The sequence below is a fragment of the Pseudomonas sp. GW821-FHT09E12 genome, assembly GCF_059416085.1.
In genome coordinates this window covers 395,282-420,916 of the sequence record NZ_JBWKOM010000002.1, presented here as the reverse complement: position 1 = coordinate 420,916, position 25,635 = coordinate 395,282, and the positions used below count along the sequence as shown (strand labels likewise).

23 protein-coding genes are annotated in these 25,635 nt (G+C 64.6%); 4 read left to right on the top strand and 19 right to left on the bottom strand.

Annotated elements, in window-relative coordinates; genetic code table 11:
- Window positions 1–89: 89 nt before the first annotated feature.
- From AC07PQ_RS06980 to AC07PQ_RS06910, 15 genes are all read right to left on the bottom strand, one after another.
- On the bottom strand, window positions 90–1,715 hold the full coding sequence (locus AC07PQ_RS06980; protein WP_493185028.1) for a methyl-accepting chemotaxis protein: 1,626 nt from the start codon (window positions 1,713–1,715) through the stop codon (window positions 90–92).
- A 215-nt stretch (window positions 1,716–1,930) separates the two neighbouring features.
- On the bottom strand, window positions 1,931–2,335 hold the full coding sequence (locus tag AC07PQ_RS06975; protein ID WP_007923643.1) for a TraR/DksA family transcriptional regulator: 405 nt from the start codon (window positions 2,333–2,335) through the stop codon (window positions 1,931–1,933).
- A 447-nt stretch (window positions 2,336–2,782) separates the two neighbouring features.
- Window positions 2,783–3,805, bottom strand: coding sequence for an ABC transporter permease (locus AC07PQ_RS06970; RefSeq protein WP_007923642.1), 1,023 nt, complete (start codon window positions 3,803–3,805; stop codon window positions 2,783–2,785).
- 70 nt (window positions 3,806–3,875) lie between these two features.
- Window positions 3,876–5,456 (bottom strand): sugar ABC transporter ATP-binding protein, encoded by a 1,581-nt coding sequence (locus AC07PQ_RS06965; protein WP_277588513.1) that lies wholly within the window; start codon window positions 5,454–5,456, stop codon window positions 3,876–3,878.
- Between the two features lie 85 nt (window positions 5,457–5,541).
- Window positions 5,542–6,468, bottom strand: a complete 927-nt coding sequence (locus tag AC07PQ_RS06960; protein WP_274306482.1) for a sugar ABC transporter substrate-binding protein — start codon at window positions 6,466–6,468, stop codon at window positions 5,542–5,544.
- Window positions 6,469–6,522: 54 nt separating this feature from the next.
- Complete coding sequence (locus tag AC07PQ_RS06955; RefSeq protein WP_493185029.1) at window positions 6,523–6,720, bottom strand: hypothetical protein; 198 nt, start codon at window positions 6,718–6,720, stop codon at window positions 6,523–6,525.
- Window positions 6,721–6,862: 142 nt separating this feature from the next.
- Window positions 6,863–7,921, bottom strand: a complete 1,059-nt coding sequence (locus AC07PQ_RS06950) for a Gfo/Idh/MocA family protein (protein ID WP_493185030.1) — start codon at window positions 7,919–7,921, stop codon at window positions 6,863–6,865.
- Between the two features lie 186 nt (window positions 7,922–8,107).
- Window positions 8,108–8,968, bottom strand: a complete 861-nt coding sequence (locus tag AC07PQ_RS06945) for a sugar phosphate isomerase/epimerase family protein (RefSeq protein ID WP_493185031.1) — start codon at window positions 8,966–8,968, stop codon at window positions 8,108–8,110.
- 256 nt (window positions 8,969–9,224) lie between these two features.
- Window positions 9,225–10,235: a bifunctional inositol 2-dehydrogenase/D-chiro-inositol 1-dehydrogenase gene (gene iolG, locus AC07PQ_RS06940; protein WP_007931018.1), complete on the bottom strand. Its 1,011-nt coding sequence runs from the start codon at window positions 10,233–10,235 to the stop codon at window positions 9,225–9,227.
- A 61-nt stretch (window positions 10,236–10,296) separates the two neighbouring features.
- Window positions 10,297–12,231: a 3D-(3,5/4)-trihydroxycyclohexane-1,2-dione acylhydrolase (decyclizing) gene (gene iolD / locus AC07PQ_RS06935; RefSeq protein WP_493185032.1), complete on the bottom strand. Its 1,935-nt coding sequence runs from the start codon at window positions 12,229–12,231 to the stop codon at window positions 10,297–10,299.
- A 208-nt stretch (window positions 12,232–12,439) separates the two neighbouring features.
- Window positions 12,440–13,261, bottom strand: coding sequence for a TIM barrel protein (locus tag AC07PQ_RS06930; protein ID WP_493185033.1), 822 nt, complete (start codon window positions 13,259–13,261; stop codon window positions 12,440–12,442).
- A gap of 35 nt (window positions 13,262–13,296) precedes the next feature.
- The gene (locus AC07PQ_RS06925; protein WP_101337608.1) at window positions 13,297–14,796 is read right to left on the bottom strand and encodes a CoA-acylating methylmalonate-semialdehyde dehydrogenase; all 1,500 of its coding nucleotides are present in this window, start codon (window positions 14,794–14,796) and stop codon (window positions 13,297–13,299) included.
- A 44-nt stretch (window positions 14,797–14,840) separates the two neighbouring features.
- Window positions 14,841–15,659, bottom strand: a complete 819-nt coding sequence (iolB, locus tag AC07PQ_RS06920; RefSeq protein ID WP_101337607.1) for a 5-deoxy-glucuronate isomerase — start codon at window positions 15,657–15,659, stop codon at window positions 14,841–14,843.
- On the bottom strand, window positions 15,656–16,549 hold the full coding sequence (gene iolE / locus AC07PQ_RS06915) for a myo-inosose-2 dehydratase (protein ID WP_493185034.1): 894 nt from the start codon (window positions 16,547–16,549) through the stop codon (window positions 15,656–15,658). The genes iolB and iolE overlap by 4 nt, the downstream gene beginning before the upstream one ends.
- A gap of 223 nt (window positions 16,550–16,772) precedes the next feature.
- Window positions 16,773–18,728 (bottom strand): bifunctional 5-dehydro-2-deoxygluconokinase/5-dehydro-2-deoxyphosphogluconate aldolase, encoded by a 1,956-nt coding sequence (locus AC07PQ_RS06910; protein WP_493185035.1) that lies wholly within the window; start codon window positions 18,726–18,728, stop codon window positions 16,773–16,775.
- Here AC07PQ_RS06910 and AC07PQ_RS06905 point away from each other — a divergent pair.
- Both AC07PQ_RS06905 and AC07PQ_RS06900 read left to right on the top strand, forming a co-directional pair.
- Window positions 18,727–18,963 (top strand): hypothetical protein, encoded by a 237-nt coding sequence (locus tag AC07PQ_RS06905; RefSeq protein ID WP_157173178.1) that lies wholly within the window; start codon window positions 18,727–18,729, stop codon window positions 18,961–18,963. The genes AC07PQ_RS06910 and AC07PQ_RS06905 overlap by 2 nt on opposite strands.
- A gap of 87 nt (window positions 18,964–19,050) precedes the next feature.
- Entirely contained in the window at window positions 19,051–19,971 is a 921-nt protein-coding gene (locus tag AC07PQ_RS06900; protein ID WP_053260725.1) for a MurR/RpiR family transcriptional regulator, read from the top strand.
- A gap of 3 nt (window positions 19,972–19,974) precedes the next feature.
- Here AC07PQ_RS06900 and AC07PQ_RS06895 read toward each other — a convergent pair whose 3' ends face one another.
- A complete protein-coding gene (locus tag AC07PQ_RS06895; RefSeq protein ID WP_493185036.1) occupies window positions 19,975–20,841 on the bottom strand; it encodes a patatin-like phospholipase family protein in 867 nt (288 codons plus the stop codon).
- A gap of 270 nt (window positions 20,842–21,111) precedes the next feature.
- Between AC07PQ_RS06895 and AC07PQ_RS06890 the strand changes: the two genes are divergently transcribed.
- Complete coding sequence (locus AC07PQ_RS06890; protein WP_493185037.1) at window positions 21,112–21,594, top strand: NUDIX hydrolase; 483 nt, start codon at window positions 21,112–21,114, stop codon at window positions 21,592–21,594.
- 170 nt (window positions 21,595–21,764) lie between these two features.
- Window positions 21,765–22,370: a glutathione S-transferase gene (locus AC07PQ_RS06885; protein WP_493185038.1), complete on the top strand. Its 606-nt coding sequence runs from the start codon at window positions 21,765–21,767 to the stop codon at window positions 22,368–22,370.
- 164 nt (window positions 22,371–22,534) lie between these two features.
- Here AC07PQ_RS06885 and hcnC read toward each other — a convergent pair whose 3' ends face one another.
- The 3 genes from hcnC to hcnA are packed head-to-tail and all read right to left on the bottom strand — an operon-like array spanning window position 22,535 to window position 25,507.
- Window positions 22,535–23,791, bottom strand: coding sequence for a cyanide-forming glycine dehydrogenase subunit HcnC (gene hcnC, locus AC07PQ_RS06880; protein ID WP_007930723.1), 1,257 nt, complete (start codon window positions 23,789–23,791; stop codon window positions 22,535–22,537).
- Complete coding sequence (gene hcnB, locus AC07PQ_RS06875; RefSeq protein ID WP_053260721.1) at window positions 23,784–25,193, bottom strand: cyanide-forming glycine dehydrogenase subunit HcnB; 1,410 nt, start codon at window positions 25,191–25,193, stop codon at window positions 23,784–23,786. The genes hcnC and hcnB overlap by 8 nt, the downstream gene beginning before the upstream one ends.
- Entirely contained in the window at window positions 25,190–25,507 is a 318-nt protein-coding gene (hcnA, locus tag AC07PQ_RS06870; protein ID WP_009043369.1) for a cyanide-forming glycine dehydrogenase subunit HcnA, read from the bottom strand. The genes hcnB and hcnA overlap by 4 nt, the downstream gene beginning before the upstream one ends.
- Window positions 25,508–25,635 lie beyond the last annotated feature (128 nt).

Below are 25,635 nucleotides of genomic sequence, written 5' to 3'. Positions count from 1 at the left end.
CTCATACTAATGAGTTCCCATGCTGGGAAAAAGCCATCCCTGGTACAGCTCCGTTGCGGAGCCGGTAACAATGGCCAGCCCATTCGGGCTCAGCCGCGCGCGGCCTCGACAGCCTGCTCCGGTTTGTAGCCCAGGCGCAGGCCGCCCCAATGCCGGCCCTTGACCCTGATCGGCACCGACAAATCGTGCATCAGCTCGCCGGTATCGCGGGTGTAGGTTTGCAGCAACAGCGGCTGCTGGTGGCTGCCACAACGCAGGCCCGTGCGGTCCTCGAACTTGCGTTTGGTGCGGTTGTGCAGGGTATCCACCTGCGGGTCGCCGGTCAGCGGCTGCGAGAACGCCTGGTTGTGGGTCGGCACGTAACCCTGGGGCGTGCAGGCGATGGCGAACACCAGGCCTTCGTGACGCGCCAGCAACGGCTCCTGGATCGCCGGCAGCACCTGATCGGCGTAACGGTCGAAGCGGGTCTGGTATTTCACCGGCTGGGTATTGGCGATCGGCTGGTAGCTGCGGTCGAACAGGTCGTCGAGGCTGATGCGGTTGGCCGCAAGATCCGCCTCGAACTGCTCGGCGATGCGCCGGGCGCCTTCCTGGGCCAGGTCGTAGATGCGCTGGTGGTAGTCATCCAGGCCGACCTCGGCCAGGCGTTCGCTGATGATCTCCGCCTGCCCTTCCATCTGCACCGCCGCCTCGGCCAGGCGGCGGGTCTGCTGGTCGCTCACCGCCAGGTCGCCGCGCACCTGCTCCACGGCATGGAACAGGCTGTCCAGTTGCTGGCGGTTGGTCTCGGCGCCGCGAGCGATCTCGCCGACCTGGCTTTCCACCCCGGCTGCCAGCCGGGCGATGTTCTGCAGGTGCTGGCCGGTGGACTCGACCTGCTCGACCCCGGTGTTCAGGTCGCTGGACAGCTGGCGAATCTGCTCCACCACCTGGGCCGTGCGCTGCTGGATATCACCGACCATCACCCCGACCTCGTCGGTGGCGGTGGCCGTGCGCCCGGCCAGGCCGCGCACTTCATCGGCCACCACGGCGAACCCACGGCCATGTTCACCGGCCCGCGCCGCCTCGATGGCGGCATTCAGCGCCAGCAGGTTGGTCTGGCTGGCGATCGACTGGATCACCAGCGCCACCCGCTGGATGTCTTCGCTGCGCTGGCTCAGGGCTTCGATCAGTTGCCGGCTGTCGTTGGCGCTTTGGCTGAGGCGGTGCATGCGGGTGATCGACTCGCCCAGCACTGTGCTGCCTTCGGCGCTGCTGCGGTGGGCTTCGCTGGCGGCGCTCAGGGCCTGCTGGCTGAGCTGCGCGGCCAGTTGCTCGGTGTGGATCATCGCTTCGGCGCTGCTGACGATGCGCGCCGCCGAGTCCAGCTGCGACTGCACCCGCCCGGCCAGTTGCCGGACCGAATAGGCCACGCCGGCGGCCGACAGCGCGTTATGGCTGGTGCTGCAGGACAGGTCGCGCGTCAGCGCGGCGATCTCGCGGTTATCGACGTTGCCCGCCGGCGATGCGGCCTTGGACCTGCGCAAGAGCGGCAGCCAGACGATCAGCAGCATCAGCGGCACGGCGAGGTAGAAAGAAAGCAGCCCCTGGGACAGGACATACAGCACTAGCAGCAAGGCGCTGCTTTGCAGGGTTGGAACCTGCCAGCGCCAGGTGTTTTGGCCTGTTGGCAGCGGTTGCGCCATGGCAGCCGGCGAAGATCCGTCTTGCGTCATCTGGATTACCCCACGCTTTTCTAATTATTTGGCCTGCATTGAACGCCACTAAAAAGCCATTATCCATGGTCCATTAGTCGCAGCTTTGCAGCAGATCAATAGAAATGCGCGGGCTTTAAAGACGCCCACAAACGACTCGCGGGCAAGCCTCCGATCCCAGGCGTCTCGACGACCTTGGGATGGGGCTTGCCCGCGAGGGGGAGAAGTCTTGGCGATCAGGCCTGACGCTGGTGCTTGTCGATCTGCTCGTGACGTTCCTGAGCTTCGATGCAGTACTTGGTGGTCGGGCTGATCAGCAGGCGTTTCAGGCCGATCGGCTCGCCGCTGTCGTCGCACCAGCCGAAGCTGTCGTCGCCGATACGGCCCAGGGCCTGCTCCAGCTGCGGCAGCATGCGCTGGTCGCGGTCGATAGCGTTGACCAGCCAGGTCCGCTCTTCCTCTACGGAAGCCGCGTCGGCAGGGTCGGCCGGGGTGTCCAGGCTCTCAATGGCGATTCGGTTCTGTTCGATGCGCTCGTGGGTTTCGACCTTCATGGCCTGCAACAGCTCAGTGAAAAAAGCCAGCTGCTCGGCGTTCATGTAGTCATCCGCCGGCATGGCCAGCAACTTTTCCTTTGTCATTGATTTCTCTATAAAAAATACGTGCATTAAGGCGAATTAAAGCTGTTTTCCGTGCCCCCTTTCGGGGCATCGGAAAGGCGCCATACATTCCAAGCGCCACCCGGCACTCAATTTACGAGGGGCGGCAGTCTAAGGCCGGTTCGAGGCGTCAGCAACTGAAATGACATCAGATTTGTCTGATAAGCCCTGAAAGCCCGCCAGGGCTGGCTTTGGCGGCGGTTATCGGAGTGCGTTTATAACAAGAAATTCCATCGCCCGGGGTCTTTTAGAAGACAAACGGCAGCGGCAGGCCCGAAAAAGGCCTGCCGCTGCCGGGATTCTGCACGCTTCCCTGTAGGAGCGAGCTTGCTCGCGATGGGCGTCAATGCACCGCGTTTCCATCAGACCCTACGCGTTATCGTTGACCGCCATCGCGAGCAAGCTCGCTCCTACAAAAAAGCAGAGAGATCAGCGCTTGAGCTTGCGCTTGTTGCGGTACTGGTCGATGACCACCGCCACCACGATGATCAGGCCCTTGATGATGTCCTGGATGTAGGCATCGACGCCGACGAAGGTGAACCCGCTGGCCATCACCCCGAGGATCAGCGCGCCGATCACAGTGCCGGTGATACGCCCCACGCCGCCGGCCAGGCTGGTGCCGCCGATCACCGCCGCGGCGATGGCGTCCAGTTCATAGGACATGCCCATGCCCGCCTGCCCGGTCGCCGCCCGCGCCGAGGCCACCACCCCGGCCAGCCCCGCCAGCAGCCCGGCGATGCTGTAGACGATCACCAGGTGGCGCTTGACGTTGATCCCCGAGGTCCGCGCCGCCTGCATGTTGCCGCCGATGGCGTAGGTGTACTTGCCGTACTTGGTGTAGCGCAGGGCGATATGGAAGATCACCGCCACCACCAGGAAGATGATCACCGGCATGGCGCCGTGGCCGATGGCCGTGTAGGAATCCGAGAGCATGCTGATCGGCTGGCCCTCGGTGTAATAGCGTGCCAGGCCGCGCGCCGAGACCATCATGCCGAGGGTGGCGATAAAGGGCGGGATGCCGGTGATGGCGATAATGCTGCCGTTGATCGCCCCCGCCAGCAGCCCTACCCCCAACCCGGCCACCACCGGGATCCACACCGGCAGGTCGGTCAGCGACGGGAACACCGCGCGGGTGAAGTCCGAGGTCTGCGCCAGGCTGGCGGCGATCATCGCCGACAGCGCCAGCACCGAGCCGGACGACAGGTCGATGCCAGTGGTGATGATCACCTGGGTCACGCCGATGGCCAACAGGCCGATGATCGACACCTGCAGGATCATCAGCACCAGGCGCTGGGAATTCATCAGGAAGCTCTGGTCGCGCACAATCCAGCCGAACAGCTCGAACACCAGGCCGATGCCGATCAGCACCAGGAAGATGCTCAGCTCGGTGGGCAGGCGCCGGCGCGTTCTGGCTGGCGCCGCCGCGGGTTTGTTTTCCAGTATCGCGTTCATAAGCCTTCACCTTCTTCTTGTATGGCCGGCGGCGAACACACCTCGCCGATGGCCTTGATACGTTTACCGGCTAGTGGACCAGGGACATCCCCGAAGCCAGTTGCATGACCTTCTCCTGGGTCGCTTCGCCGCGGTCGAGGGTGCCCATCAGCTCGCCCTCGTGCATGACCATCACCCGGTCGCTCATGCCCAGCACTTCCGGCAGTTCCGAAGAAATCATGATCACCGCCATACCTTCGCCGGCTAGGTAGGCGATCAGCCGGTAGATCTCGGCCTTGGCGCCGACGTCGATGCCGCGGGTCGGTTCGTCGAGAATCAGCACCCGCGGGTTGGTCATCAGCCAGCGCGCGAGCAAGGCCTTCTGCTGGTTGCCGCCGGACAGGGTGTCGATGCACTGCTCCAGGGACGGGGTCTTGACCCGCAGCTTCTTGCACATGTCCTCGCACAGGGCGCGCAGGGCCTTCTGCTGGATGAAACCGTTGCCGGCATAGTGCGGCAGCACCGCCATCTCCATGTTTTCCAGGACCGACAGGCAGGGAAACAGGCCGCTGAGCTTGCGGTCCTCGGTCAACAGGGCAAACCCCTTCTCGATGGCCATGTGCGGATCGCTGATGCGCACCGGCTGGCCGTCGAGGCGGATCTCGCCGCCGTCGCTGGGGGTGATGCCGAAAATCGTCTCGGCCACATTGGTGCGGCCCGAGCCCATCAGCCCGGCGATGCCAAGGATCTCCCCGGCGTGCAGGTCGAAGGACACGCCCTCGAACACCCCGTCCAGGCGCAGGTCGCGCACCGACATCAGCAGATTGCCTATGGGTTTCTCGCGCACCGGGAACAGCTGGCTCAGTTCGCGGCCGACCATCATCGAGATCAGGCTGTCGCCGTCCATGCTGTCGGCCCGTTGCAGGCCGATGTAGGCGCCGTCGCGGAACACCGCCACTTCATCGGCGATGGCGAACACTTCGTTCATCTTGTGGGTGATATAGATGATGCCCTTACCCTGGGCCTTGAGGTCGGCGATGATCGAGAACAGGTGCGCCACCTCTTTCTCGGTAATGGCCGAGGTCGGCTCGTCCATGATCAGGATGTCGGAGTCGTAGGACACCGCCTTGGCGATCTCCACCATCTGCCGCTCGGCGATGCTCAGGTTGCCCACCTGCTCCTCGGGGTCGAGGTTGATCCGCAGGCGCTCCAGCAGCAGCGCGGTGCAGCGGTGCATCTCGCGGTGATCGACCATGTGCAGGCCGTTGAGCTGCTCGCGGCCGATCCAGATGTTCTCGGCGATGCTCATGTGCGGCATCAGGTTGAGTTCCTGGTGGATCATCGCGATCCCCGCCTGCAAGGCCGCCAGCGGCGTCTCGAAATTCACCCGCTGGCCCTTGAGGCGTAGCTCGCCGGCGTCCGGCTGGTAGATCCCGGCGATGATTTTCATCAGGGTCGACTTGCCCGCGCCGTTCTCCCCCATCAGCGCCAGCACCGTGCCAGGGCGCACCCGCAGTTGCACATCGGACAGGGCGACAACCCCGGGAAAACCCTTGCTGACGTTGATGACTTCCAGCAGGTAAGGCTGCTGCTCGGACACAGACTGGGCAGACTGAGCGGCGGGCTGCATAGCCGCCGTCGGGATGCTCGAAGCAGTCGCTGAAGCGAACATGATCAGGTACTCCATCCGCGGGGCAGCTGGGCCACCCCGCCGGCTTATGGTTGTTGATGGAACGGACGGGCTGTTTGAACCGGGCTTATTTGAACTGGGCGACGTTTTCCGGGGTGATCAGGCGATACGGCACCCACACTGCCTGCTCCACCGGCTCGTGCTTGGCCATCTTCACCGCGGTGTCGATCGAGCCGTCGGCCTGGCCCTTGGCATCCTGGAACACCGAGACCGCCAGGTCGCCCTTCTGCACCGCGCGCAGGCCATCGGGCGTGCCGTCGACCCCGGCGATCAGCACGCTGCCCTTCTCCACCCCGGCCTGTTTCAGCGCCATGGCGGCGCCGATGGCCATTTCATCGTTGTTGGCCACCACCGCATCGAACTGGCGGCCCTGGGTCAACCAGTCGTTGACCAGGGTCATGGCCTTGTCCCGCAGCCAGATCCCGGTCTGTTCCTGCTCGACCTTGATCCCCGGGTACTTGGCCAGCACGTCCTTGACGCCCTTGGTGCGGTTGGTGGTGGAGTTGTTCGCCAGGTCGCCCAGCAGGATCACCACCTCGCCCTTGCCGCCCATCTTGTCGGCCAGGTACTGCATCTGCATCTGCCCGGCTTCCAGGTCGTTGGAGGCCACGGTGACCACGCCCTTGGGCAGGTTCAGGTCGTCCGGCCGGCGGTTGACGTAGACCAGCGGAATCCCGGCCTTGACCGCCGCTTCGGTGATCTTGCGGGTCGCCGCGGTGTCCACCGGGTTGACCACGATGGCGTCGACCTTCTGGCTGATAAAGCTTTCCACCTGGCTCAGCTGCTTGACCACATCGGCCCGGGCATCCTCGAACTGCAGCGTGACGCCGTCCGGCAGCGACTTGGCTTTGTGGTCCATGGATTCACGCAGGTAGGTCAGCCAGGTGTCGTCGAACTGCGACATGCTCACGCCGATCTTCAGGTCGGCGAACGCCGTGCCGCTGCCCAGCAGCAGGGACAGGGCAAGCGTGGCGAAACGGGTCTTGGTCTTCATGAAAGGTCTTTCTCCACATTCTTGTAGGTTTTATGGATAAGGCGCAGAAACCACTCAGTGAGGCAGACGCACGATCGGCGCGCCGGGCATGCAGAACACCAGCGCGCCCTTGCGTTCGACGCAAAGCAGGCGGACCAGGGACTGGACGACAAAGGCATGCCGGGGTGTTTGGCGAGGTGTTCGACTGGACAATGGATGGCGGCGCGGCAATGCGCGGCGAAGCAGGTGCACAACGGAACTGAAGGTTTTCATCGACGGTACCTGTTTTGTTTTTGTTGGCGGGTTTCACTCGGTTCAAGGCGGATCTGAAATCGGCCTGTGACGCTGGCGAAACCCTGCTAGTCGGCAACCTGGAAATGACTTTATTGGAAAATAATTTCTATATCAACTCATTTTAGAATTTTATTCCAAATTCATTCTGCAACCGGAAATCCGCCATTTCCACCACCTGGCGCTGGCGCCAGCTCAGGCGCGCGGCGTCCAGCACGCGGGTGGTGGCCAGGGCCTCGGCCGCTGTCACCGGCAGCGGCCCCTGCCCTTGCAGCGCCGCCTGCCACTGTTTATAGAACTGCAACCAGTCGCCCCGCTCGGAAGCCACCCGTTCGCGGATCTCGCCCTGCTCGAACCAGCCCCAGCGACGGTGTTCCTCGACGCCCCAGCGCTCGCCCTCCGTCTGCGGCGACAGGCCGGCAACCAGCGCCTGCTCCTGGCCGTCCAGGCCCTCGACCGTATAACTGCCGGCCGAACCGCTGACCCGGAACCGTGGCCCCTGGCAATTCTGCAGACAACTACCGGACACGTGTGAAACCACGCCATTGGCGTGGCTCAGGGCGAGAAAAAAACCGTGGTCGCAGGTCGGCGCCTGGGGGGCGTACTGCAATTCGGCGTAGACCCGGGTCACCGGGCCGAACAGCTGCAAGGCCTGGTCCACCAGATGGCTGCCGAGGTCGCGCAGGAAACCGCCGCCGCTGGTATTGCCCACGGCCTGCGGCACATAACGCTCGACCCGCGACTCGAAGCGGCTGACGCTGCCCAGGGCGCCGCTGGCGATCAGCTTGCGCAGGGTGAGGAAGTCCGAGTCCCAGCGCCGGTTCATGTACACACTCAGCGGCACCCGACGGGTTTGCGCGGCCTCGATCAGCGCCTTGGCCTGTTCGAGGTCGCTGGCGAAGGGTTTGTCGCTGACCACCGGGACACCGCGCTCGATGGCTTGCAGTACCAGCGCCGCACGGCCCTCCAGCGGGGTGGAAATCACCAGCCCGTCGATCCCGGCCGCGACCAGTTGCTCGATGCTGTCGAAGGCCCGCACCCCGGGGTGCTCCGCCGCCAGCAGCTGCCGGCGCTCGGCCGACAGGGTGACCACGCCGACGAAGGTCGCGCCGGGCAAACTGGCAATCAGCGGCGCGTGAAAATGTCGGCCACCATGGCCGTAACCCACCAAACCAATGCGCATCGCAAAGCCCTCCTTATATAGAACTCGATGTAGCCCTGTAGCCGCTGGCGCAGCCTGCGATCGAGGACAACGTCCTCGCAAAACTGGCCGGCGCGAATCGAACTGAAAGACCGTATGCGCCGTAATTGCGACCACTGCGTGGTCGATCGCAGGCTGCGCCAGCGGCTACAGACGGCTGCGTTTGTGTCAACGGCACAGCTCGCTGCTGACCCGCTCCAGCATCATCCGGTTGGATTCGTCCGGGCGGTCTTCCCAGGCGAACACCGAGACCGTGGCGATGCCGTCGAACTGGATTTCACGCAGGGTATCGAAGAACGCCGTCCAGTCCACCTCGCCCTGGCCGATGTCCAGGTGCTGGTGCACGGTGGCGGTGACGCCCGGCGGGTTGACGATATAGCGCAGGCTCGAAGACGCCTTGTGGTTGTAGGTGTCGGCGATGATCAGGTGGCTGAGCTTGCTGCTCGCATACTTGAGCATCGAGGCGATGTCGCCCTTGCCGTCGTCGTAGAAGAAGGTGTGCGGCGCCGCGTACAGGTAGTTGATCCAGTCCCGGTCGAAGCCGCGGATGATGTCCACCGACTCGTTATTGCGCTCGCAGAAATCATAGGGGTGGGCCTGGATATCGAGCTTGATGCCCTCGCGCTCGAACTCCGGGATCAACTCGTCCATGGAGCGCATGAACTGGTTCTCGCACACCAGCGGGTTGTCCGACTGGCCGGTGAACTCGCTGTTGACCAGCTCGCAGTCCATTTCCACGGCGATCTGGATCGCCCGCTTCCAGTTGCGCACCGCCGCCACGCGCAAGCCTTCGTCGGCGGCGGCCCAGTGGTACATCGGCAACAGCGAAGAGAGCTGCACCCCGCTGTCGCCGAGGGCCTTGCGAAATTCCTTGATCCGCGCCCGGTCGACCCGTGGCGCCTTGTAGAACGGCAGGAAATCCTCGCGCGGCGACAGCTCGATGTACTGATAGCCCAGTTCGGCGGCCTTGTCGGTCATCTGGCCCAGCGGCAGGTGGCGGTACATGTAGGGGTCCAGTGCGATGCGCATTTTAGTGTTCTCCCCGAATCTGAAGTGGTGACCTGTAGCCGCTGCCGCAGGCTGCGATCGCGACCGAAGGGCGCGTAGGACCTCAAGATCGCTGAAGGCCTGCGGCCTTATCGCAGCCTTCGGCAGCGGCTACAAAGTTGCTGTGTACCTTGTAGGAGCGAAGCTTGCTCGCGATGGAGTCGGATGCGCCGCGTTGTTCCAGACAGACCGCGTCATCGTTAACGTCCATCGCGGGCAACCGGCCGCTCCTACAGAATCAGCCATAGAACGCCGGGCGCGGCGGTTGCTCGACCTTGACGATCTGCCCGCTGTTCTGCGCTTCGATGCAGGCATCGGCGGCCACCGCCGCGGCATAGCCGTCCCAGGCCGAAGGGCCACCGACCTGCCCGGCCCGCACTCCGTCGATAAAGGCCTGCAGCTCGACGTCATAGGCAGCGATAAAGCGGTCCTTCCAGTCCATCAGGATCGTGTTGGACAGCTTGGCCTCGCTGCGCAGCTGCACCTGGGACGGCTCCGGCAACCTGGCGATGCCGGTCTCGCCCACCACTTCGCACTGGATGTCGTAGCCGTACTGGCAGTTGACGAACACCTCGACGTCGATGCGCGTGCCCTTGGCGGTTTCCAGCAGCACCACCTGCGGGTCGCGCAGGTGCGCCAACGCCTTGCTCGACTTACGCGGGAACACCACCTGCACCGACACATAGTCGTCGGCCAGCAGCCAGCGCAGCACGTCCAGCTCATGGATCAGCGTGTCGGTGATCGCCATGTCGGTCTTGTAGTTCTCGCCGACCCGCGGGTTGCGGTGGGCGCAGTGCAGCATCAGTGGCTCGCCGATCCGGCCGCTGTCGATCACCGCCTTCAGGGCGCGGTAGCCGGCATCGTAGGGGCGCATGAAGCCCACCTGGACCAGGCGCTTGCCGTGGGCCATCTCGGCCTCGACGATCTTGCGGCAGCCGGCGGCGGTCACCGCCAGCGGCTTCTCGCAGAACACCGGCTTGCCGGCGGCGATGGCGGCCAGCACGAACTCTTCATGGCTCGGCCCCCAGGAGGTAACCAGCACCGCCTCGACTTCCGGTGCCTTGATCAGCGCATGCCCGTCGGGATACACCTCGGCGGCGATCTTCAGCTCGGCCACCACCTTCGCCGCCTGCGCAAGATTGATATCGGTGACCGCCACCACCTGGCTGCCCAGCAGGGTCTGGCTGCAACGACGGATATGGTCCTGGCCGATGGCCCCGGTACCGATGACGCCCAGTTTCAAAGACATGAATGCACTCCTGTTTTTTGTTCGAGCAATAGGTTGTTCGAGCCTGTTGTTATTCGAGCGATCAGTACTGCCGGGCCTTGGCCAGGCGTTCGTTGAGTTGTTTGGCCACCGCGTCGGTACGGGCGCTGGTGGACACCTGCGCCACCCCGACCCGCCACCAGGACAGGTACTTGTGGATCATGGTCTTGGGCAGGACCTTGATATCGATCAGGGTCGACACCGTCTGGGTCCGCGCATCGGCCAGGGCCGCCTGCAGCTCTGCCACGGTCTTGACCTTGTAGGTCTTGCAGCCATAGGCCGCCGCGCTCATGGCGAAATCCACCGGCACGAAGCCGCCGTCGAGCTTGCCGGTCTCGGGGTTGCGGAAACGGAACTCGGTGCCGAAGCTGTCCATGCCGTGTTCCATCTGCAGGTTGTTGATGCAGCCGAAGGTCATGTTGTCCAGCAGCACCACGTTGATCTTGCGCCGCTCCTGGATCGAGGTGGCCAGCTCCGAATGCAGCATCAGGTAGGAGCCGTCGCCCACCAGGGCGTAGACCTCGCGCTGGGGTTCGGCGAGCTTGACCCCCAGGGCCGCGTTGACCTCGTAGCCCATGCAGGAATAGCCGTACTCGACGTGGTAGGTGTTGACCCCCTTGCTGCGCCAGCTGCGTTGCAGGTCGCCGGGCAGGCTGCCGGCGGCGGCGACGATCACCGCGTCGTCAGCCAGGGTCTGGTTGAGCACCCCCAGCACCCGGCTCTGGGTCAGGCAGGAACCGGTCAGCTCGATGAATTCGCGCAGCACCGCCGGGTCCATATGGTCGTTAATCTCCGGGACAAAGTCGTCGGCGTGGTATTCGACCTGATAGACCCGGTCCACCTCCGCGTCCAGCTGCGCCCGCGCCTGGCCGATCTGTTCGCCCCAGGCGGCCTGGTAGTCGCTGCGCGCCAGGGCCTTGGTCAGTTCGCCAAGACCTTCCCGGGCATCCGCCAGCAACTGCACGCCGTCGAGCTTCAGCGCATCGCAGGGGCTGATATTGAGGTTGAGAAACTGCGCATCGGCGCGGAACAGCGACTTCGAGGCGGTGGTGAAATCGCTGTAGCGGGTGCCGATGCCGATGATCAAGTCCGCCTCTTTCGCCAGCAGGTTGGCCGCCAGGCAACCGGTCTCGCCGATGCCGCCGACATTCAGCGGGTGGCTGGAGACCACCGCGCTCTTGCCGGCCTGGGTTTCGGCGAAGGGAATGCCGAAGCCTTCGGCAAACGCCAGCAGCGCCTCGTTGGCCCCCGAGTACTTGACCCCGCCGCCACAGATAATCAGCGGCTTGCGCTTGCCGGCAAAGGCCGCCACGGCGTCCTCGAGCATGGCCGCGGTGGCCGGCCGGCGTTCGATGCGGTGCACGCGTTTTTGCAGGAAGTAATCCGGGTAATCGTAGGCCTCGGCCTGCACATCCTGAGGCAAGGCCAGGGTCACCGCGCCGGTTTCCGCCGGGTCGGTGAGCACACGCATGGCGTGGATCGCCGCAGTCATCAACTGCTCGGGACGGTTGATGCGGTCCCAGTATTTGCTCACCGCCTTGAAGGCATCGTTGGTGCTGATGCTCAGGTCGTGGAACTGCTCGATCTGTTGCAGCACCGGGTCGGGCTGGCGGCTGGCGTAGACATCGCCGGGCAGCAGCAACAAGGGAATGCGGTTGGCGGTGGCAGTTGCCGCGGCAGTCAGCATGTTCGCCGCCCCCGGGCCCACCGACGAGGTGCAGGCGTAGATCTTGCGCCGCAGGTGCTGCTTGGCGAAACCGATGGCGGCGTGGGCCATGCCCTGCTCGTTGCGGCCCTGATGCACCAGCAGCTCGCCGCTGTCCTGCTCCAGGGCCTGGCCCAGGCCGAGCACGTTGCCGTGGCCGAAAATGGTGAAGATCCCGGCGACGAACTTGCTCTGCACCCCATCGATCTCGACGTACTGGTTGTCGAGGAATTTCACCAGGGCCTGGGCCATGGTCAGTCGTGTCGTAGTCATGCTTGCACCTTGATCAATACGGTGAAGGTTGATGCGCTTACCGCCCTTGCTGCTATTGCCCTTGCCGCTTTTACTGCTTTGCGCCCTTCCTGCTTTTGTAGCCGCTGCCGCAGGCTGCGATAAGGTCCGCAGGACCTTCGGCGATCTTGAAGAGCGCGCCCGCTACGCGGTCGATCGCAGCCTGCGGCAGCGGCTACAGGGAACGGTGTTATGCCAGGGCCTGCTTGAGGTGGTCGATGCTCGCGCCGATCGCCCGCTGGATATCCGCCAGCCCATGCACGCTGTCGGCGAACGGCTCGAACGACAGGTGACCGCTGTAGCCGCGCTCGAGCAGGGCCTCGATCTGCGCCGCGTTGCCGAGGATATCGCCCTCGCCCACCAGCACCCGGTGGCCGTCGCGGATGCTCGCCAGGGGCGCCTCGCGGTCCTCGACCCCGGAGATATGCACCAGCCCGGTCAGCTCGGGGAAGAATTCCTGCTCGCCGGCCAGGTGATGGTGAAAGGTGTCGTGCACCAGGCGAAACACATCCAGCCCACCGATGGCGCGGATCGCCTCCACCGCCGTGCGCTTGCGGCGCAGGGAGCACTCCTCGAAACCCAGGGGCTCGATAAAACCGAGAATCCCATGCTCGCGCAGGATCGGCGCCAACTCCGTCAAGGCGGTGCGCAAACCGGCGCCGCGCGAGGCTTCGCTGCGCGCATCGGCGCGGTCGTTCAGCGGGCACATCACCAGGCCGCGGGCGCCGCAATCACGGGCATAGGCGGCAAGCTTCAGGGCCTGGGCGCGACGCTCGGCGTTCCAGACATCGAAGGGGTACAGCGCATTGATCGACAGCACCTGGATGCCGTGGGCCGCGCACAACTGGCGCACCTGTTGCGGCGGCGTGCCGTCTTCGATCTCCACGCCCGCAAGGTCATTGCGGATCTCGATGGCATCGGCTTTCAGGGCCACCGCCAGCTCGATGAACGCCGGCAGGCTCAAACGTGGGGCAACCATACGATTCAGGGCGAAACGCAGGGGCTGGCTCATTATTCTTGTTCTCCAGAGCAACGGGTTGAATGGGGTTACTTGGCGGTCGGCATGCTGAACTCGGGGCCCTTGGCGATGCTGTCCGGCCAGCGCTGCATCACGCTCTTGTAGCGGCTGTAGAAGCGCAGGCCTTCCTCACCGTAGGCATGGTGGTCGCCGAACAGCGAACGCTTCCAGCCGCCGAAGGAATGCCAGGCCATGGGTACCGGAATCGGCACGTTGATGCCGACCATGCCGACCTTGATGCTGCGGGCGAAGGCCCGGGCCACGCCGCCGTCGCGGGTGAAGCAGGACACGCCGTTGCCGAACTCATGGGCGTTGATCAGCGCCACCGCGCTGGCGAAATCCGCCACCCGGACGATGCCCAGCACCGGGCCGAAAATTTCCTCCTGATAGATGCTCATCTCTGTGGTCACGCCGTCGAACAGGGTGGCACCGACAAAAAAGCCCTGCTCCGCCCCCGGCACCTTGAAGCCGCGGCCGTCCACCAGCAGTTGCGCGCCCTGGGCCACGCCCTGGTCGATGAAACCTTCGACCTTGGCCTTGTGCTCGGCGGTCACCAGCGGCCCCATGTCGCTGTCGCCCTGCATGCCGTTGCCGATCTTCAGCTGGTCGATGCGCGGCCGCAGTTTCTCGATCAACCGGTCGCCCACCTCGCCCACCGCCACGGCGATGGAGATCGCCATGCAGCGCTCGCCGGCCGAGCCGTAGGCCGCGCCGATCAGCGCATCGGCGGCCTGGTCCAGATCGGCATCGGGCATCACGATCATATGGTTCTTCGCCCCGCCCAGGGCCTGCACGCGCTTGCCGCGGGACGTCGCCTGGCGGTGGATGTACTCGGCGATCGGCGTCGAGCCGACAAAGGAAATCGCTTCGATGTCCGGGTGCTGCAACAGCCCGTCCACCGCCGCCTTGTCGCCCTGGACCACATTGAACACGCCATCGGGCAGCCCGGCTTGCGTCAGCAGGCGCGCCATCAGCAGGCTGGCGGACGGGTCGCGCTCCGACGGCTTGAGGATGAAGCAGTTACCGCTGACCAGGGCCAGCGGGATCATCCACAGCGGCACCATCACCGGGAAATTGAACGGGGTGACCCCGGCGCACACGCCCAGGGGCTGGCGCAGGTTCCAGTTGTCGATGCCGCCGCCGATGTTGTCGCTGAAGTCGGTTTTCAGCAGGCTCGGCGCGCCACAGGCGAACTCGACGATCTCGATGCCGCGGGTCACTTCGCCATGGGCGTCGGACAGCACCTTGCCGTGCTCGCGGGTGATGATCTCGGCCAGCTCGTTGTGGTGTTGGTCCAGCAGTTCCTTGAACTTGAACATCACCCGCGAACGGCGCAGCGCCGACTGCTCGGACCAGGCCGGGAAGGCCTTCATCGCCGAAGCGACGGCCTCGTCCACGGTCTTCTGGCTGGCCAGGGCGACCTGGGCCTGCACGCGGCCGGTGGCCGGGTTGAACACGTTGGCGAAGCGCTCGCCGCTGTCCTGCACCTGACCGTCGATGTAATGGCCGATTACCGGGGCGTCACTCATTGTTCTTGTTCTCCGTTCGAATGTTGGAATTCAGAGGCTGGAAATCACAGATCCAGCAGCCAGCTGTGCCGCGGATCGTTATGGAACTGCCAGACCCGCTTGGGCCCGGCCATGACGTTCAGGTAATAGGACTCGTAGCCATAGGGCACGCTGACCGGGTGGTAACCCTTGGGCACCACCACCAGGTCGCCGTGCTCCACGGCCATGGCCTCGTCGAGGCTGCGGTCGTCGGTGTAGACCCGCTGGAACACAAAGCCCTGGGGCGGGTTGACCTGGTGGTAATAGGTCTCTTCGAGAAAGCTCTGGTGCGGCAGGTCGTCGGTGTCGTGCTTGTGCGGCGGGTAGCTGGAGGAGTGCCCGGACGGCGTGCGCACCTCCACCACCAGCAGCGAATGGGCCGGCTCGCTGTCCGGCAGAATGTCGCAGACATAGCGGGTGTTGGCGCCCTTGCCACGCACGCTGCGCTTCATGCTCTCGGGAAGGATCAGCCGGGGGCCGAGGCCGTTGGAGCTTTTTGCAGTAGCGCCAGGCGCGGCGCAGACGGCGATCTGCACATCGCTCAGGGCGGTGACCTGGGCCTGGCTGCCGGGCGGCAGGTAGACGGCGAAGGGCGACTTGTCCTCGAACACCGATTGCCGGTCGCCGAGGTTGTCCCAGCCGAACGCGCCCTGCCCCGGCGCCTCGCCCTGGATGCCGATGCGCCCGCTGAGCAGCACCAGGCACAGCTCCCGGTCGCCGGCATTGACCGGCAGGCTTTCGCCGAGGCTCAGGCGGTAGGCGGCGAAACCGACGTACTGCAACCGGCCCTCGGCCAACTGGACCATGGTCCGGCCCTTGGCCGCGCTTTTTACCAGCAGGCTCATTGTCCCATCCTCTCGTTAAGCAGCGCGCGCAGGGTCTGGTAACCCTTCTTCGCGTAGACATAACTCGGTGCCACCGCCGGGTCCTGCTCGGCCTCCACCACCAGCCAACCCTGGTAATCGGCGGCCAGCAACTCGTCCAGCAGCGCGGCGAAATCGATGTCGCCATCCCCCGGCACGGTGAAGGTGCCGTTGATGATGCAGTCGGGGAAACTCCACAGGTGGTTGCGCGCCAGTTGCACCACCGGTTTGCGCACATCCTTGAAGTGCACGTGGCAGATGCGCTGGATATGTTTGCGCAGCACGTCCAGCGGTTCGCCGCCGCCCATGTAGCAGTGGCCCGAGTCGAACAGCAGGCCGACTTCGCTGCCGGTCAGGCTCATCAACTGGTCGATGTCCGCCGGCGATTCGACGTAGGCGCCCATATGGTGGTGGTACGCCAGGCGTACGCCCTGGGACAGGGTGAAACGCGCAAGCTCGGTGAGCTTGTCGGCGTATTCCTGCCAGGCCTGCTGGCTGTGAAAACGCGGACGCTCCACCAGGGGAATGCGCTGGCCCTGGATCGAGTCGGCGACCTCGCCACAGACCAGCACGGTGGCGCCGTTCTGCGCCAGCAACTGCACATGGCTGGCGATGGCGTCGATCTCCTCGGCCACCGAGCGCCGGGCCAGGCGGCTGGAATACCAGCCCGAGACCAACGCCAGGTCATAAGGCCGCAGTACATCGCCGACGCCCTTGGCATCCTTGGGGAACTTGCCGTTGAGCTCGAAACCTTCGTAGCCGATCTCCTTGCCTTCGCTCAGCGCGGTGCTCAACGGCGTTTCGCCGCCAAGGGACGGCAGGTCGTCGTTGCTCCAGGAAATCGGGTTGATGCCAATTCGGATTGCGGGCATGGCTGCACCTTTTATTGTTTTCTAAAGCAGTTCTGAAAAATCCCACCCGTAGCCGCTGTAGCCGCTGCCGAGCCTGCGAGGCTGCGATCGAGCTGGGCGGCATCCCGACGCAGCGCTCGCAAAACCTGACAACGCGTAGTGTCAGGTACAACGCTTGCGGTGGCTGCGCCACCGATCGCAGCCTCGCTACGCTCGGCAGCGGCTACAGGGATTTGTGCCAGGTTTACGTTCGGATTTGCGTTTGGGGTCGGGCCGTGCGCCAGGCGTCGATCAGCTCGACGAAGGTCGCCTGCACCCGGCGGATCAGGGTTTCGTCGTCGATCTCGCTGGCCAGCCAGGCCCGGCTCGGTTCATGGAAAATCGTCCGGCCCACGGCGAAGCCGCGGCAGGTGCGGCTGTTACCGGCCTGACGGAAACCCTCGGCCAGGGTCGCCGCCGGGGCGTTGAGGCCCAGCAGCACCACGCCACGGCAATAGGGATCGCGCTCCTCGATCAGCTCGTCGAGCCGCTGCCACTGCTCGGCGCTCTGCGCCTCGATCTTCCACCAGGCCGGGAAAATGCCCAGGTTGTACAGGCGCTTGAGGGCGCGGTAGAGCACGTCCGGGTGAGTCGAGGGGTGGTCCTTGGGCGGAATGATTTCCAGCAGCAGCTCATGGCCGCTGACCTGGGACGCCTGGTACAGGCCCTTGATCTGCGCTTCCTGCTCCAGGCGCAGCAACGGCTCGTCGTCCGGGTGGTATTGCACCAGGCACTTGATGATCTGCTCCTGGGGCCAGGCGATCAGGTTGCTGCCGATCGAACGCCCGTGTTCGAAAGCCAGCGGCCGCGAGCCCTGGACTTCCACCGGCCGCGCCACCCACCAGCCACGGCCGGTGGCGGCGTTCAACGAGTCCTGGCCGAAACGCTGATCGGCCAGCAGGCCGACATCGGCTTCGATGCCCTGCGCGCGCAAATCAGCCTCGACCCGCTCCACCGCCTGGATAAACAGCTGCTTGAGCTGGCCGATGGCCCTGAGCTCGCGCCCGCCCTTCTGCGCCAGTTCCACCAACTGCCCGCGATGGTCGAAGGCGAAGATGAACAGCTGCTTCCAGGCCTTGCGCGGCACGCTGACCTGATGCAGGCGCTGCAGGGTGCTGTCCTGGTCCGGCCGGGTAATGGGCACCGGGCTGTTGAACAGGTAATCCAGCTCGGCGCGGGTCGGCATCGCCGGCGCGCAGGCATGGCGCGACACCACCAGCCCGCCGCAGGCATTGGCCAGCTGGCAGCAGCGCTCGTCGCTGGCATCCTCCAGCCAGCCACTGAGGAAGCCGGACATAAAGGCATCGCCCGCCCCCAGCACATTGAGCACTTCGACCCGCACCCCGGGGTAGATCGCGCCGTCTTCCAGGCGCGCCGGGATCGCCCCGTGGATCACCGTGCAACCCTGGGGGCCAAGCTTGACCACCAGGGTCGCGGCGGTCAGCGAACGCACGGTGCGCAAGGCACTGAGCAAGTCGTCGCTACCACCGGCGATGAGGAATTCTTCTTCGGTGCCGACGATCAGGTCGAAGCGCGGCAGGATCTTCTGCACATGGGCGCTGACGTTCTGGTCGGCGACAAACCGGGTCTCGCCGTCGGCCTTGCCCGCCAGGCCCCAGAGCACCGGGCGGTAGTCGATGTCGAGCACGCGCTTGACGTCGTGCCGCTCGGCGTACTCCAGAGCCTGGAGGCTGGCCTGGTACACGCCGTCGGTGGAGAAATGGGTGCCGGTGATCAGCAAGGCCTTGCTGGAGGCGATAAAGGCTTCGCTGATGTCTTCAGCGCGCAGGGCCATGTCGGCGCAGTTCTCGCGGTAGAACACCAGGGGGAAGGTTTCGCGGTCCTTGAGCCCGAGCAGGACCAGGGCGGTCAGGCGCTGCGGGTCGACCTTGATCGCGCTGACGTCGCAGCCTTCGCGGGCCAGGGACTCCACCAGGAAACGCCCCATGTGATCGTCGCCGACCCGGCTCAGCATCGCCGAGCGCAAGCCCAGGCGCGCGGTGCCGAAGGCGATGTTGGCGGACGAGCCGCCGAGGTATTTGGCGAAGCTTACGACATCTTCCAGCCGGGCCCCGACCTGCTGTGCGTAAAGGTCGACGCCCAGGCGTCCGAGGCAAATCAGATCCAATTGACGCCCACTGGCAAAACGAGTCTGGCCCATGCTGGCTCCTGTTATTTTTATCAGCCTGCGCGTGGCACCGAGGAAGGCGCCGAACGCTCTTGGTGGATGCAGACTAAAACGTTCACCGGCACCAATCAATATTTTTTCTATAAATTTTTTACGTGGAATATTTTTTCCAATAAACTTTTTCAAGGCCGCTCCAGGCAGCCTGCATCGTTTCAGCAAGCGCCCCGTGGCCGCGTGGCTCAAGATTTTCCCCGCGCCGACCCTGTAGACTGCGCACAGCCCACCTATTGTCAGGGAGTGGATCAACCAGCCCGCTCCCATTAAGTACAAGCCAGTAAGCACAGAAGGATTGCCTATGTCCCGCACCGATCAGCCGGCCACGACCGAGAGCCCGCAAGACAGCGACCTCGCCAGCCCCCCGATCAATGCCGAGCGCCTGCTGCAGCTGATCACCCAGGAATACGAAAGCCTGCCGCGCCAGCTCAAGCGCATCGCCAGCTACATGAGCCAGCAGAGCGACCGGATCATGGTCGACCGCATCAGCGACATCGCCGGTGAATGCGAGGTGCACCCCTCGGCCATCGTGCGTTTCTCCCAGCGCTTCGGCTTCAGCGGCTTCAGCGAAATGCAGGCGCTGTTTCGCGAGGCCTACACCCACAAGACCACCCCGGTACAGAACTACCAGCAGCGCATCCGCAGCATGATCGCCAACAAGTCGCAGAAGGCCAGCGGCGGCGACCTGGCGCGCGAGTGCATCAACGCCACCCTGTCGGGCATCGAGCGCCTGGGCCTGGAGCTGGACGACGCGGCCTTCGACAAGGCCGTGGACCTGGTGGTCAACGCCGACAACATCTACGTGGTCGGGGTGCGCCGCTCCTTCGCCGTGGCCGACTACCTGGTGTACAACCTGCAGCACACCAACAAGCGCATTCACCTGGTGTCGGGCCTGGGCGGCAGCTACCGCGAACAGATGCGCAGCATCCGCCCCAACGACCTGGTGATCGCCATCAGCTTCACCCCCTATGCCAAGGAAACCCAGCACTGCCTGCGCATCGCCCAGCACCACCAGGCCAAGACGCTGATCATCACCGACAGCAACCTGTCGCCCCTGGCCAAGCGCGCCAACAGCGTGCTGCTGGTCAACGAAGGCAGCTCCTTCGCCTTCCGCTCCCTGAGCGCGACCCTGTGCCTGTGCCAGGCGCTGTTCATCGCCGTGGCCTACCGCCTGGAACTGAAGGTCGACGAGATTCACGAGCAGGCGGGGTTCGAGGACTGAGCCTCACCCCGCCGCGTGCGTATGCGCCTGCAACGCCCCCGGCACGCCGGTACGCAGCAAGCCGCCCTCTTCGACCCAGGTCAGGGTCTGCTGGTGGGCCCGTTGCAGCAGTTGCTCGGTCTGGCTGAAGTCGAACACCGAAATGCCCAGCGGGCACAAGGGCGCGACCACATGGATCGCCGCCTGTGGCGAATACAGCTCAATGTCCCGCACCAGCTGGCGCATGCTCATCAGGTTCAGGGTGTGCAAGGCCAGGGCGATCAAGCCGCTCGGCGGTTGTGGGCAGGCGCAACCGAATCCGGTCGGCACCACGATGACCCGGGTCGCGCCCAGCGACACCGCCGCGGCGATCGGGGTGTTGCTGGCGACACCACCGTCGACCAGCAGCTTGTCGCCGATCTGCACCCACGGAAACACCAGCGGAATCGCGGCACTGGCCAGCAGGGCCTGCTCGACGCTGCCGCTGGACAACAGCTCCTCGGCGCCCGTGAGCAGGTTGGTGGTGACGATATGCAGGGGCAGTTCGGTGTCTTCGATGCGGGTCACCGGCAGCGCCCGGCGCACCAGGCTCGCCAGCGCCGACGAGGGCAACAGGCAGCCGCGACGCCTGAGCAAGGAAGACAGCGCGTCAATCAAGGAAAACGGAAACACGTCGGCCTTGCGCAAGCCACGCCAGAAATCGGCCAGTTCGGCGACCCCGCGTGCATTGGGCCTGGCGGCAAAGTAGGCGCCGTTGAGGGCACCGACCGACGCGCCGACCACCAGGTCGAACACCACATGCTTTTCCAGCAGCGCCCGCAGCATCCCCACCTGGACAGCCCCGAGGCTGCCGCCACCGGCAAGGACAAGGGCAGTTCGGGTGGGATGCATAGCGCTTCTCCTGCCGATGTTCAGCCATTGCTCCCTAAACAATAGCGCTGCCGCACCCCGCTACGAAGCCGTCTGGCGGCTCCCTCGCCCTGGCCTGCTGTTCATCCGAAAGACCGGCACCGGCTACATCGCTCACCTACGCTGGGTAACGGATGCTCCACAGCACAATCATGCTTGCGCCGTTCAATCAAGTGCTGGTCATGGGCATCAGGACAAGTCCCTCGAAGTGCCAGGGAAGTTTGAGGTTCAAACTCACGCAAGGAGCGCATCATGACCGACAAAGCATACGCAATTCTTCTGTATTCCGAAGACGAGGATAATGGCTACCTCTACTTCCCCATTAAACGCGCCAATCTCGTGTATGGCGGCATGCCGCAGTTTTTCGGCGGCACCAAAAATGCGGGAGAAACGGATCACGACACTATCGCCCGGGAGATGAAAGAGGAAAGCGACGGTAAAATCACCCTGGAGCCCGACGGGCTGACTTTGGTACACAACTCTAAAGATGGAAAACTCAGATTTTATGTCGCTGAAGAATACAAGGGAAAATATTTCCTCGGTAACCTGACCAACAACGAGATGAGCAGTATCCAGCAGTTCTTCGTTCAAATCGGGCAGAAAGACGATGCCGAAGACCTGCTGAAATCACTCAAGATCGATCTGACCGAAGAGTTTGCCGAGTCCGAAACCTATAAGGCCTTCAATGAGGCAATCGAGTGGAGTGAACGATCAAAGAAACGGATGGTGATATAGCACTCACCCGATAGCGCTTTTGCCCCTTGAACCCGCAGCGCAACACCTGGCTGCGGGTTTCCAGCCGTTCCCCCCGGACATTTGCCGCCAACGCCGCTAGATTAGCCGCTGCCCTACCCATTAGCCGCTGCCCCTCCCCTGTCTCGTTGCTCCGCACAAGGAAATGCTCAATGAAACTCATCGGTATGCTCGATTCACCCTATGTTCGCCGTGTCGCCATTACCCTCAAGCGCCTGGAGATCCCGTTCGAGCATGAGGCGTTGTCGGTGTTTCGCACCTTCGAGCAGTTCCAGCGCATCAACCCGGTGGTCAAGGCGCCGACCCTGATCTGCGACGACGGCACGGTGCTGATGGATTCGTGCCTGATCATCGACTACCTGGAAGCCCTGGCCGGCCGCAGCCTGTTGCCGGCGGCGCCCCAGGCGCGGGCCCATGACCTGCGGCTGATCGGCCTGGCGCTGGCGGCGTGCGAGAAGTCGGTGCAGATCTACTACGAGTACCAACTGCGCCCCACCGAGAAGCGGCACGAACCGTGGTTGGAGCGGGTTCGCGGGCAGCTGGCGGCGGCTTATGGCGAGCTGGAAAAAGAACTGGAGAAACGCCCGCTGGCCACCGATGGCGATATCGATCAGGCCGGTATCAGCCTGGCCGTGGCCTGGAGCTTTACCCAACTGCTGGTGGCCGAGCATCTGGATGCCGAGCGGTTTCCAAGGGTCAAGGCGTTTGCGGAGTACGCCGAAGGGTTGGCGTTGTTTGTCAGTACGCCGATGGTTTGAGGCCACCAGGCGGCGCGGTGTTACCGCAGCACCGCGTCATCGTTCAGGTTCATCGCGAGCAAGCTCGCTCCTACCAGAGAACTGCATCGTTCTCGACTTCATGTACAACGCGACCTTTGTAGGAGCGAGCTTGCTCGCGAAAAACTTCAGGGAGACGCGATGCCTCAGGCCAGCGCCACCTGCAACGGCGCCACCGCCTGCAAGCCGAAACGCTCGGCAAGGAACGGCGTGATGTCCAGCGGCAACGCCTCCTCATTCACCAACCGATCCAGCAACACGCCGGTGATCGCCGAGGTCAGGATGCCGGTGCGGAAGTGCCCGCAGGCATTGAGGTAACCCTCTACCCCGCACATCGGCCCGAGGATCGGCAGTTCATCCGGCGAGCCCGGGCGCAGGCCGGCCCAGCAGCGCTTGAGGTTGACCTGTTCGAGCTGCGGCACGCAGCGCACCGCGCCCTGCACCAGGCCCTGGATTTCCCGGTAGGTGGTGCTGATGTCGAAGCCCTTGTCCTCGGTGGTGCTGCCGATCAGTATCTCGCCGTTGTCCTTCTGCGCCATGTAGCAGTCGCTGGTGGTCAGGCAACCGTTGAGCAGTTGCGGCATGCGCTCGGTGAGCAGGATCTGGCCCTTGACCGGTTTCACCGGAATGCTCGCGCCGGTGGCTTGCAAGCTCAGCTCGGCGGCCCAGGCGCCGGCGGCGTTGATCAGGGTGTCGCAATGGAACAGCCCCGCCTCCGCCGTCTGCACGCCGCTGATCCGGCTGCCCTGGTGCAGCACCCCGGTGACGTTGGTGTTGAAGTACATGTCCACGCCGTTCTGCCGCGCGCCTTCGGTGTAGGCGTCAGCCAGGCGGAACGGGTTGACCTGGTGGTCGCAGAGAAATTCCAGGGCACCCTGGGCGTGATGGCTGACATTCGGCTCCGCCTGGCGCAGCGCCGCCTGGTCGAGCCAGCGCACCTGATGGGAGAGGTGCGGGATGCAGGCCACGATGTGCTCGGCGTAGAGCCGGTCCTCGTCGTCGTAGATCACGAACTTCAGCCCGGTGCGCTCGAACTTGAAGTCCATGCCGTGGCGCTCGCGCAGCTCTTCATGCAACTGCGGGTACAAGCCGTTGGATTGCAGGGCGAAGTCGAAGAACGACTGCGGCAGGATATGCGGCGTGCTGGAGTCCACCAGCACCGCCGAACCCTGGGCCTGGCGCTTGTTGCGCGCCGACATCATGCGAAAGAAGATCACCCCGCAGCCCAGCCCCACCGACTCGCCGATGGCCCACAGGCCGCCGGCCGAGGCGCGGGTGGCATTGCCCGGACGCTTGGCGTCGATCAACGCCACCCGCAGGTTCTTGCGCTTGGACAACTGGTACGCGCAGGAAGCGCCGATCACACCGCCGCCGGCGATGACCACGTCGTAGAACTTACTCATGATTCACAGCATCCTTGCTCGGTTGAGGGAAGGCGGAAAAAGGAATCGGGTCCAGGGGGAAACGCGGGCGCAACCAGCCCACGTCCTGGCGCCCGGTGGCCTGGCGCAGGCGGTCGCTGCAATAGCCCACGCACATGCGGCCCTGGCAGTCGCCCATGCTCACCCGGGTGCGCATCTTCAGGCTGGCCATGTCCTGCACGCCCTGCTCCAGGGCGCGGTCGATATCGCCACGGGTGGCGTGTTCGCAACGGCAGATCAGGGTGTCGGCGGCCGGCAGTTCGATCTGCCCGGTGCCGCGTTCGGTGTAGCGGTCTACCGCGGCGCGGAAACGGGTGATGGAGGCCAGTTTGTTCTGGTACTTCTGGCGCCGCGCCAGGGCCTCCTCGTTGCTCAGCACATCGCGCTGCATCAGGATCGACAGCGCGGCGATGCGCCCGGTGAGCATCGCTGCCTCGCCGCCGCGAATCCCGCCCATGTCGCCGGCCAGGTGAATGTGCGGCTCGCTGCTTTGCTGCCAGACGTTGGCCGTGGCCCGCAGGTAGCCGTCATGGCTGAAGCCGTGGTTGAGGCCCATCTGCTGGCTGAGCTGGGTGCGCGGGATAAAGCCGTAGCCCACCGCCAGGGTCTGCGCGGCGACCTGTTGCAGGCGGCTCAGGTCCGGTTCCCAGCGCGCCGAGTATGGCGCCACGCTGACGCTTTCCAGGCCGCCCGCGCCCTGGGCCTCGACCACGCCCCAGCCGTAATGCACAGGAATGCGGTGCAGCTTGAGGTAGGCCAGCATGCTCAGGCCGTCGAGGAACAGCTGCGGCTTGTTCAGCAGCGCCAGGCTTTCCTTGGCGATCCGGCCAAAGGTGCAGGCCTCGTAGACCGCCGCCACGTTCGCGCCGCTGGCGTGCAGTTGGCAGGCCACCAGCGGCAGCAACGGCCCGCTGCCGGCGATCACCACCGGCCCGCGCGGCTTGACCACGCCGCTCTTGATCTGCAACTGCAAGCCGCCCAGCAGCATCACCCCGGGCAAGGTCCAGCCGGGAAACGGCACGCTGCGTTCATGGCAACCGGCGGCCAGCAGCAACTGCGGATAGGCCACTTCCTGCAACTGCTCGTCGGCATCCAGCAGGACCAGGCTGCCCTTGCCTTCGGCCCCCACCACCCGGTGGTTGAGGCGCACATCGATCATCTGTTCACAGTCGGAAAAGGCGCCGTGCAGTTTCGCCAGGGCCTCGCAATAACGCGGCCCCAGATAATCCAGCTGCACGCCGTCGCGCAGCGGTCCGCGATAGACCACGCCGCCCAGGCGCGAGGCCTCGTCGATCAGGGTGCTGCGCACCCCGTGCTCGGCCAGTTCGATGGCCGCGGCCATGCCTGCGGGGCCGCCGCCGACGATCAGTGGGTTGAGGCTCATAGCACCTCCTCCACCGCATGGATGCGGTTGACCTCGGTCTGCACCTGCATGCCCGGCCGCACCTGGGTCTGGCAGGCCCGGCGCTTGTGCCGGCCGTCGATCTGCACCAGGCAGCAATGGCACACGCCCATGCCGCAATAGGCGCCGGCCAGCTGGCCGTGGTCGTTGCGCGCCACCTGACGCAGTCCGAGGGACTGGATGACGCTGAGTACGGTTTCACCAATCGCCGCCGTCACCGGCTGGCCATTGAGGCTGATGGTCATATCCGCCTGTTGCAGCGGCTGGATATCGAAGGTTCGTTCGGTATGGCGCATCAGGAAATTCGTCCTTGAGTGAAGAGGAATGCCAGCGTCCTGCTGTGCATCGCCGTGAACCTGGTCATCGACCCTGATCACGGTTGCGCGACGCCAGCTCCTCGGGGCTGAACACCGGGCCAATCTAG

What these genes read in the sequence shown, in the direction of transcription:
- AC07PQ_RS06980 (WP_493185028.1), bottom strand. Translation starts at nt 1,715, where the DNA reads ATGACGCAAGACGGATCTTCGCCGGCTGCCATGGCGCAACCGCTGCCA.
- AC07PQ_RS06975 (WP_007923643.1), bottom strand. Translation starts at nt 2,335, where the DNA reads ATGACAAAGGAAAAGTTGCTGGCCATGCCGGCGGATGACTACATGAAC.
- AC07PQ_RS06970 (WP_007923642.1), bottom strand. Translation starts at nt 3,805, where the DNA reads ATGAACGCGATACTGGAAAACAAACCCGCGGCGGCGCCAGCCAGAACG.
- AC07PQ_RS06965 (WP_277588513.1), bottom strand. Translation starts at nt 5,456, where the DNA reads ATGTTCGCTTCAGCGACTGCTTCGAGCATCCCGACGGCGGCTATGCAG.
- AC07PQ_RS06960 (WP_274306482.1), bottom strand. Translation starts at nt 6,468, where the DNA reads ATGAAGACCAAGACCCGTTTCGCCACGCTTGCCCTGTCCCTGCTGCTG.
- AC07PQ_RS06955 (WP_493185029.1), bottom strand. Translation starts at nt 6,720, where the DNA reads ATGAAAACCTTCAGTTCCGTTGTGCACCTGCTTCGCCGCGCATTGCCG.
- AC07PQ_RS06950 (WP_493185030.1), bottom strand. Translation starts at nt 7,921, where the DNA reads ATGCGCATTGGTTTGGTGGGTTACGGCCATGGTGGCCGACATTTTCAC.
- AC07PQ_RS06945 (WP_493185031.1), bottom strand. Translation starts at nt 8,968, where the DNA reads ATGCGCATCGCACTGGACCCCTACATGTACCGCCACCTGCCGCTGGGC.
- iolG (WP_007931018.1), bottom strand. Translation starts at nt 10,235, where the DNA reads ATGTCTTTGAAACTGGGCGTCATCGGTACCGGGGCCATCGGCCAGGAC.
- iolD (WP_493185032.1), bottom strand. Translation starts at nt 12,231, where the DNA reads ATGACTACGACACGACTGACCATGGCCCAGGCCCTGGTGAAATTCCTC.
- AC07PQ_RS06930 (WP_493185033.1), bottom strand. Translation starts at nt 13,261, where the DNA reads ATGAGCCAGCCCCTGCGTTTCGCCCTGAATCGTATGGTTGCCCCACGT.
- AC07PQ_RS06925 (WP_101337608.1), bottom strand. Translation starts at nt 14,796, where the DNA reads ATGAGTGACGCCCCGGTAATCGGCCATTACATCGACGGTCAGGTGCAG.
- iolB (WP_101337607.1), bottom strand. Translation starts at nt 15,659, where the DNA reads ATGAGCCTGCTGGTAAAAAGCGCGGCCAAGGGCCGGACCATGGTCCAG.
- iolE (WP_493185034.1), bottom strand. Translation starts at nt 16,549, where the DNA reads ATGCCCGCAATCCGAATTGGCATCAACCCGATTTCCTGGAGCAACGAC.
- AC07PQ_RS06905 (WP_157173178.1), top strand. Translation starts at nt 18,727, where the DNA reads ATGCTGGCTCCTGTTATTTTTATCAGCCTGCGCGTGGCACCGAGGAAG.
- AC07PQ_RS06910 (WP_493185035.1), bottom strand. Translation starts at nt 18,728, where the DNA reads ATGGGCCAGACTCGTTTTGCCAGTGGGCGTCAATTGGATCTGATTTGC.
- AC07PQ_RS06900 (WP_053260725.1), top strand. Translation starts at nt 19,051, where the DNA reads ATGTCCCGCACCGATCAGCCGGCCACGACCGAGAGCCCGCAAGACAGC.
- AC07PQ_RS06895 (WP_493185036.1), bottom strand. Translation starts at nt 20,841, where the DNA reads ATGCATCCCACCCGAACTGCCCTTGTCCTTGCCGGTGGCGGCAGCCTC.
- AC07PQ_RS06890 (WP_493185037.1), top strand. Translation starts at nt 21,112, where the DNA reads ATGACCGACAAAGCATACGCAATTCTTCTGTATTCCGAAGACGAGGAT.
- AC07PQ_RS06885 (WP_493185038.1), top strand. Translation starts at nt 21,765, where the DNA reads ATGAAACTCATCGGTATGCTCGATTCACCCTATGTTCGCCGTGTCGCC.
- hcnC (WP_007930723.1), bottom strand. Translation starts at nt 23,791, where the DNA reads ATGAGTAAGTTCTACGACGTGGTCATCGCCGGCGGCGGTGTGATCGGC.
- hcnB (WP_053260721.1), bottom strand. Translation starts at nt 25,193, where the DNA reads ATGAGCCTCAACCCACTGATCGTCGGCGGCGGCCCCGCAGGCATGGCC.
- hcnA (WP_009043369.1), bottom strand. Translation starts at nt 25,507, where the DNA reads ATGCGCCATACCGAACGAACCTTCGATATCCAGCCGCTGCAACAGGCG.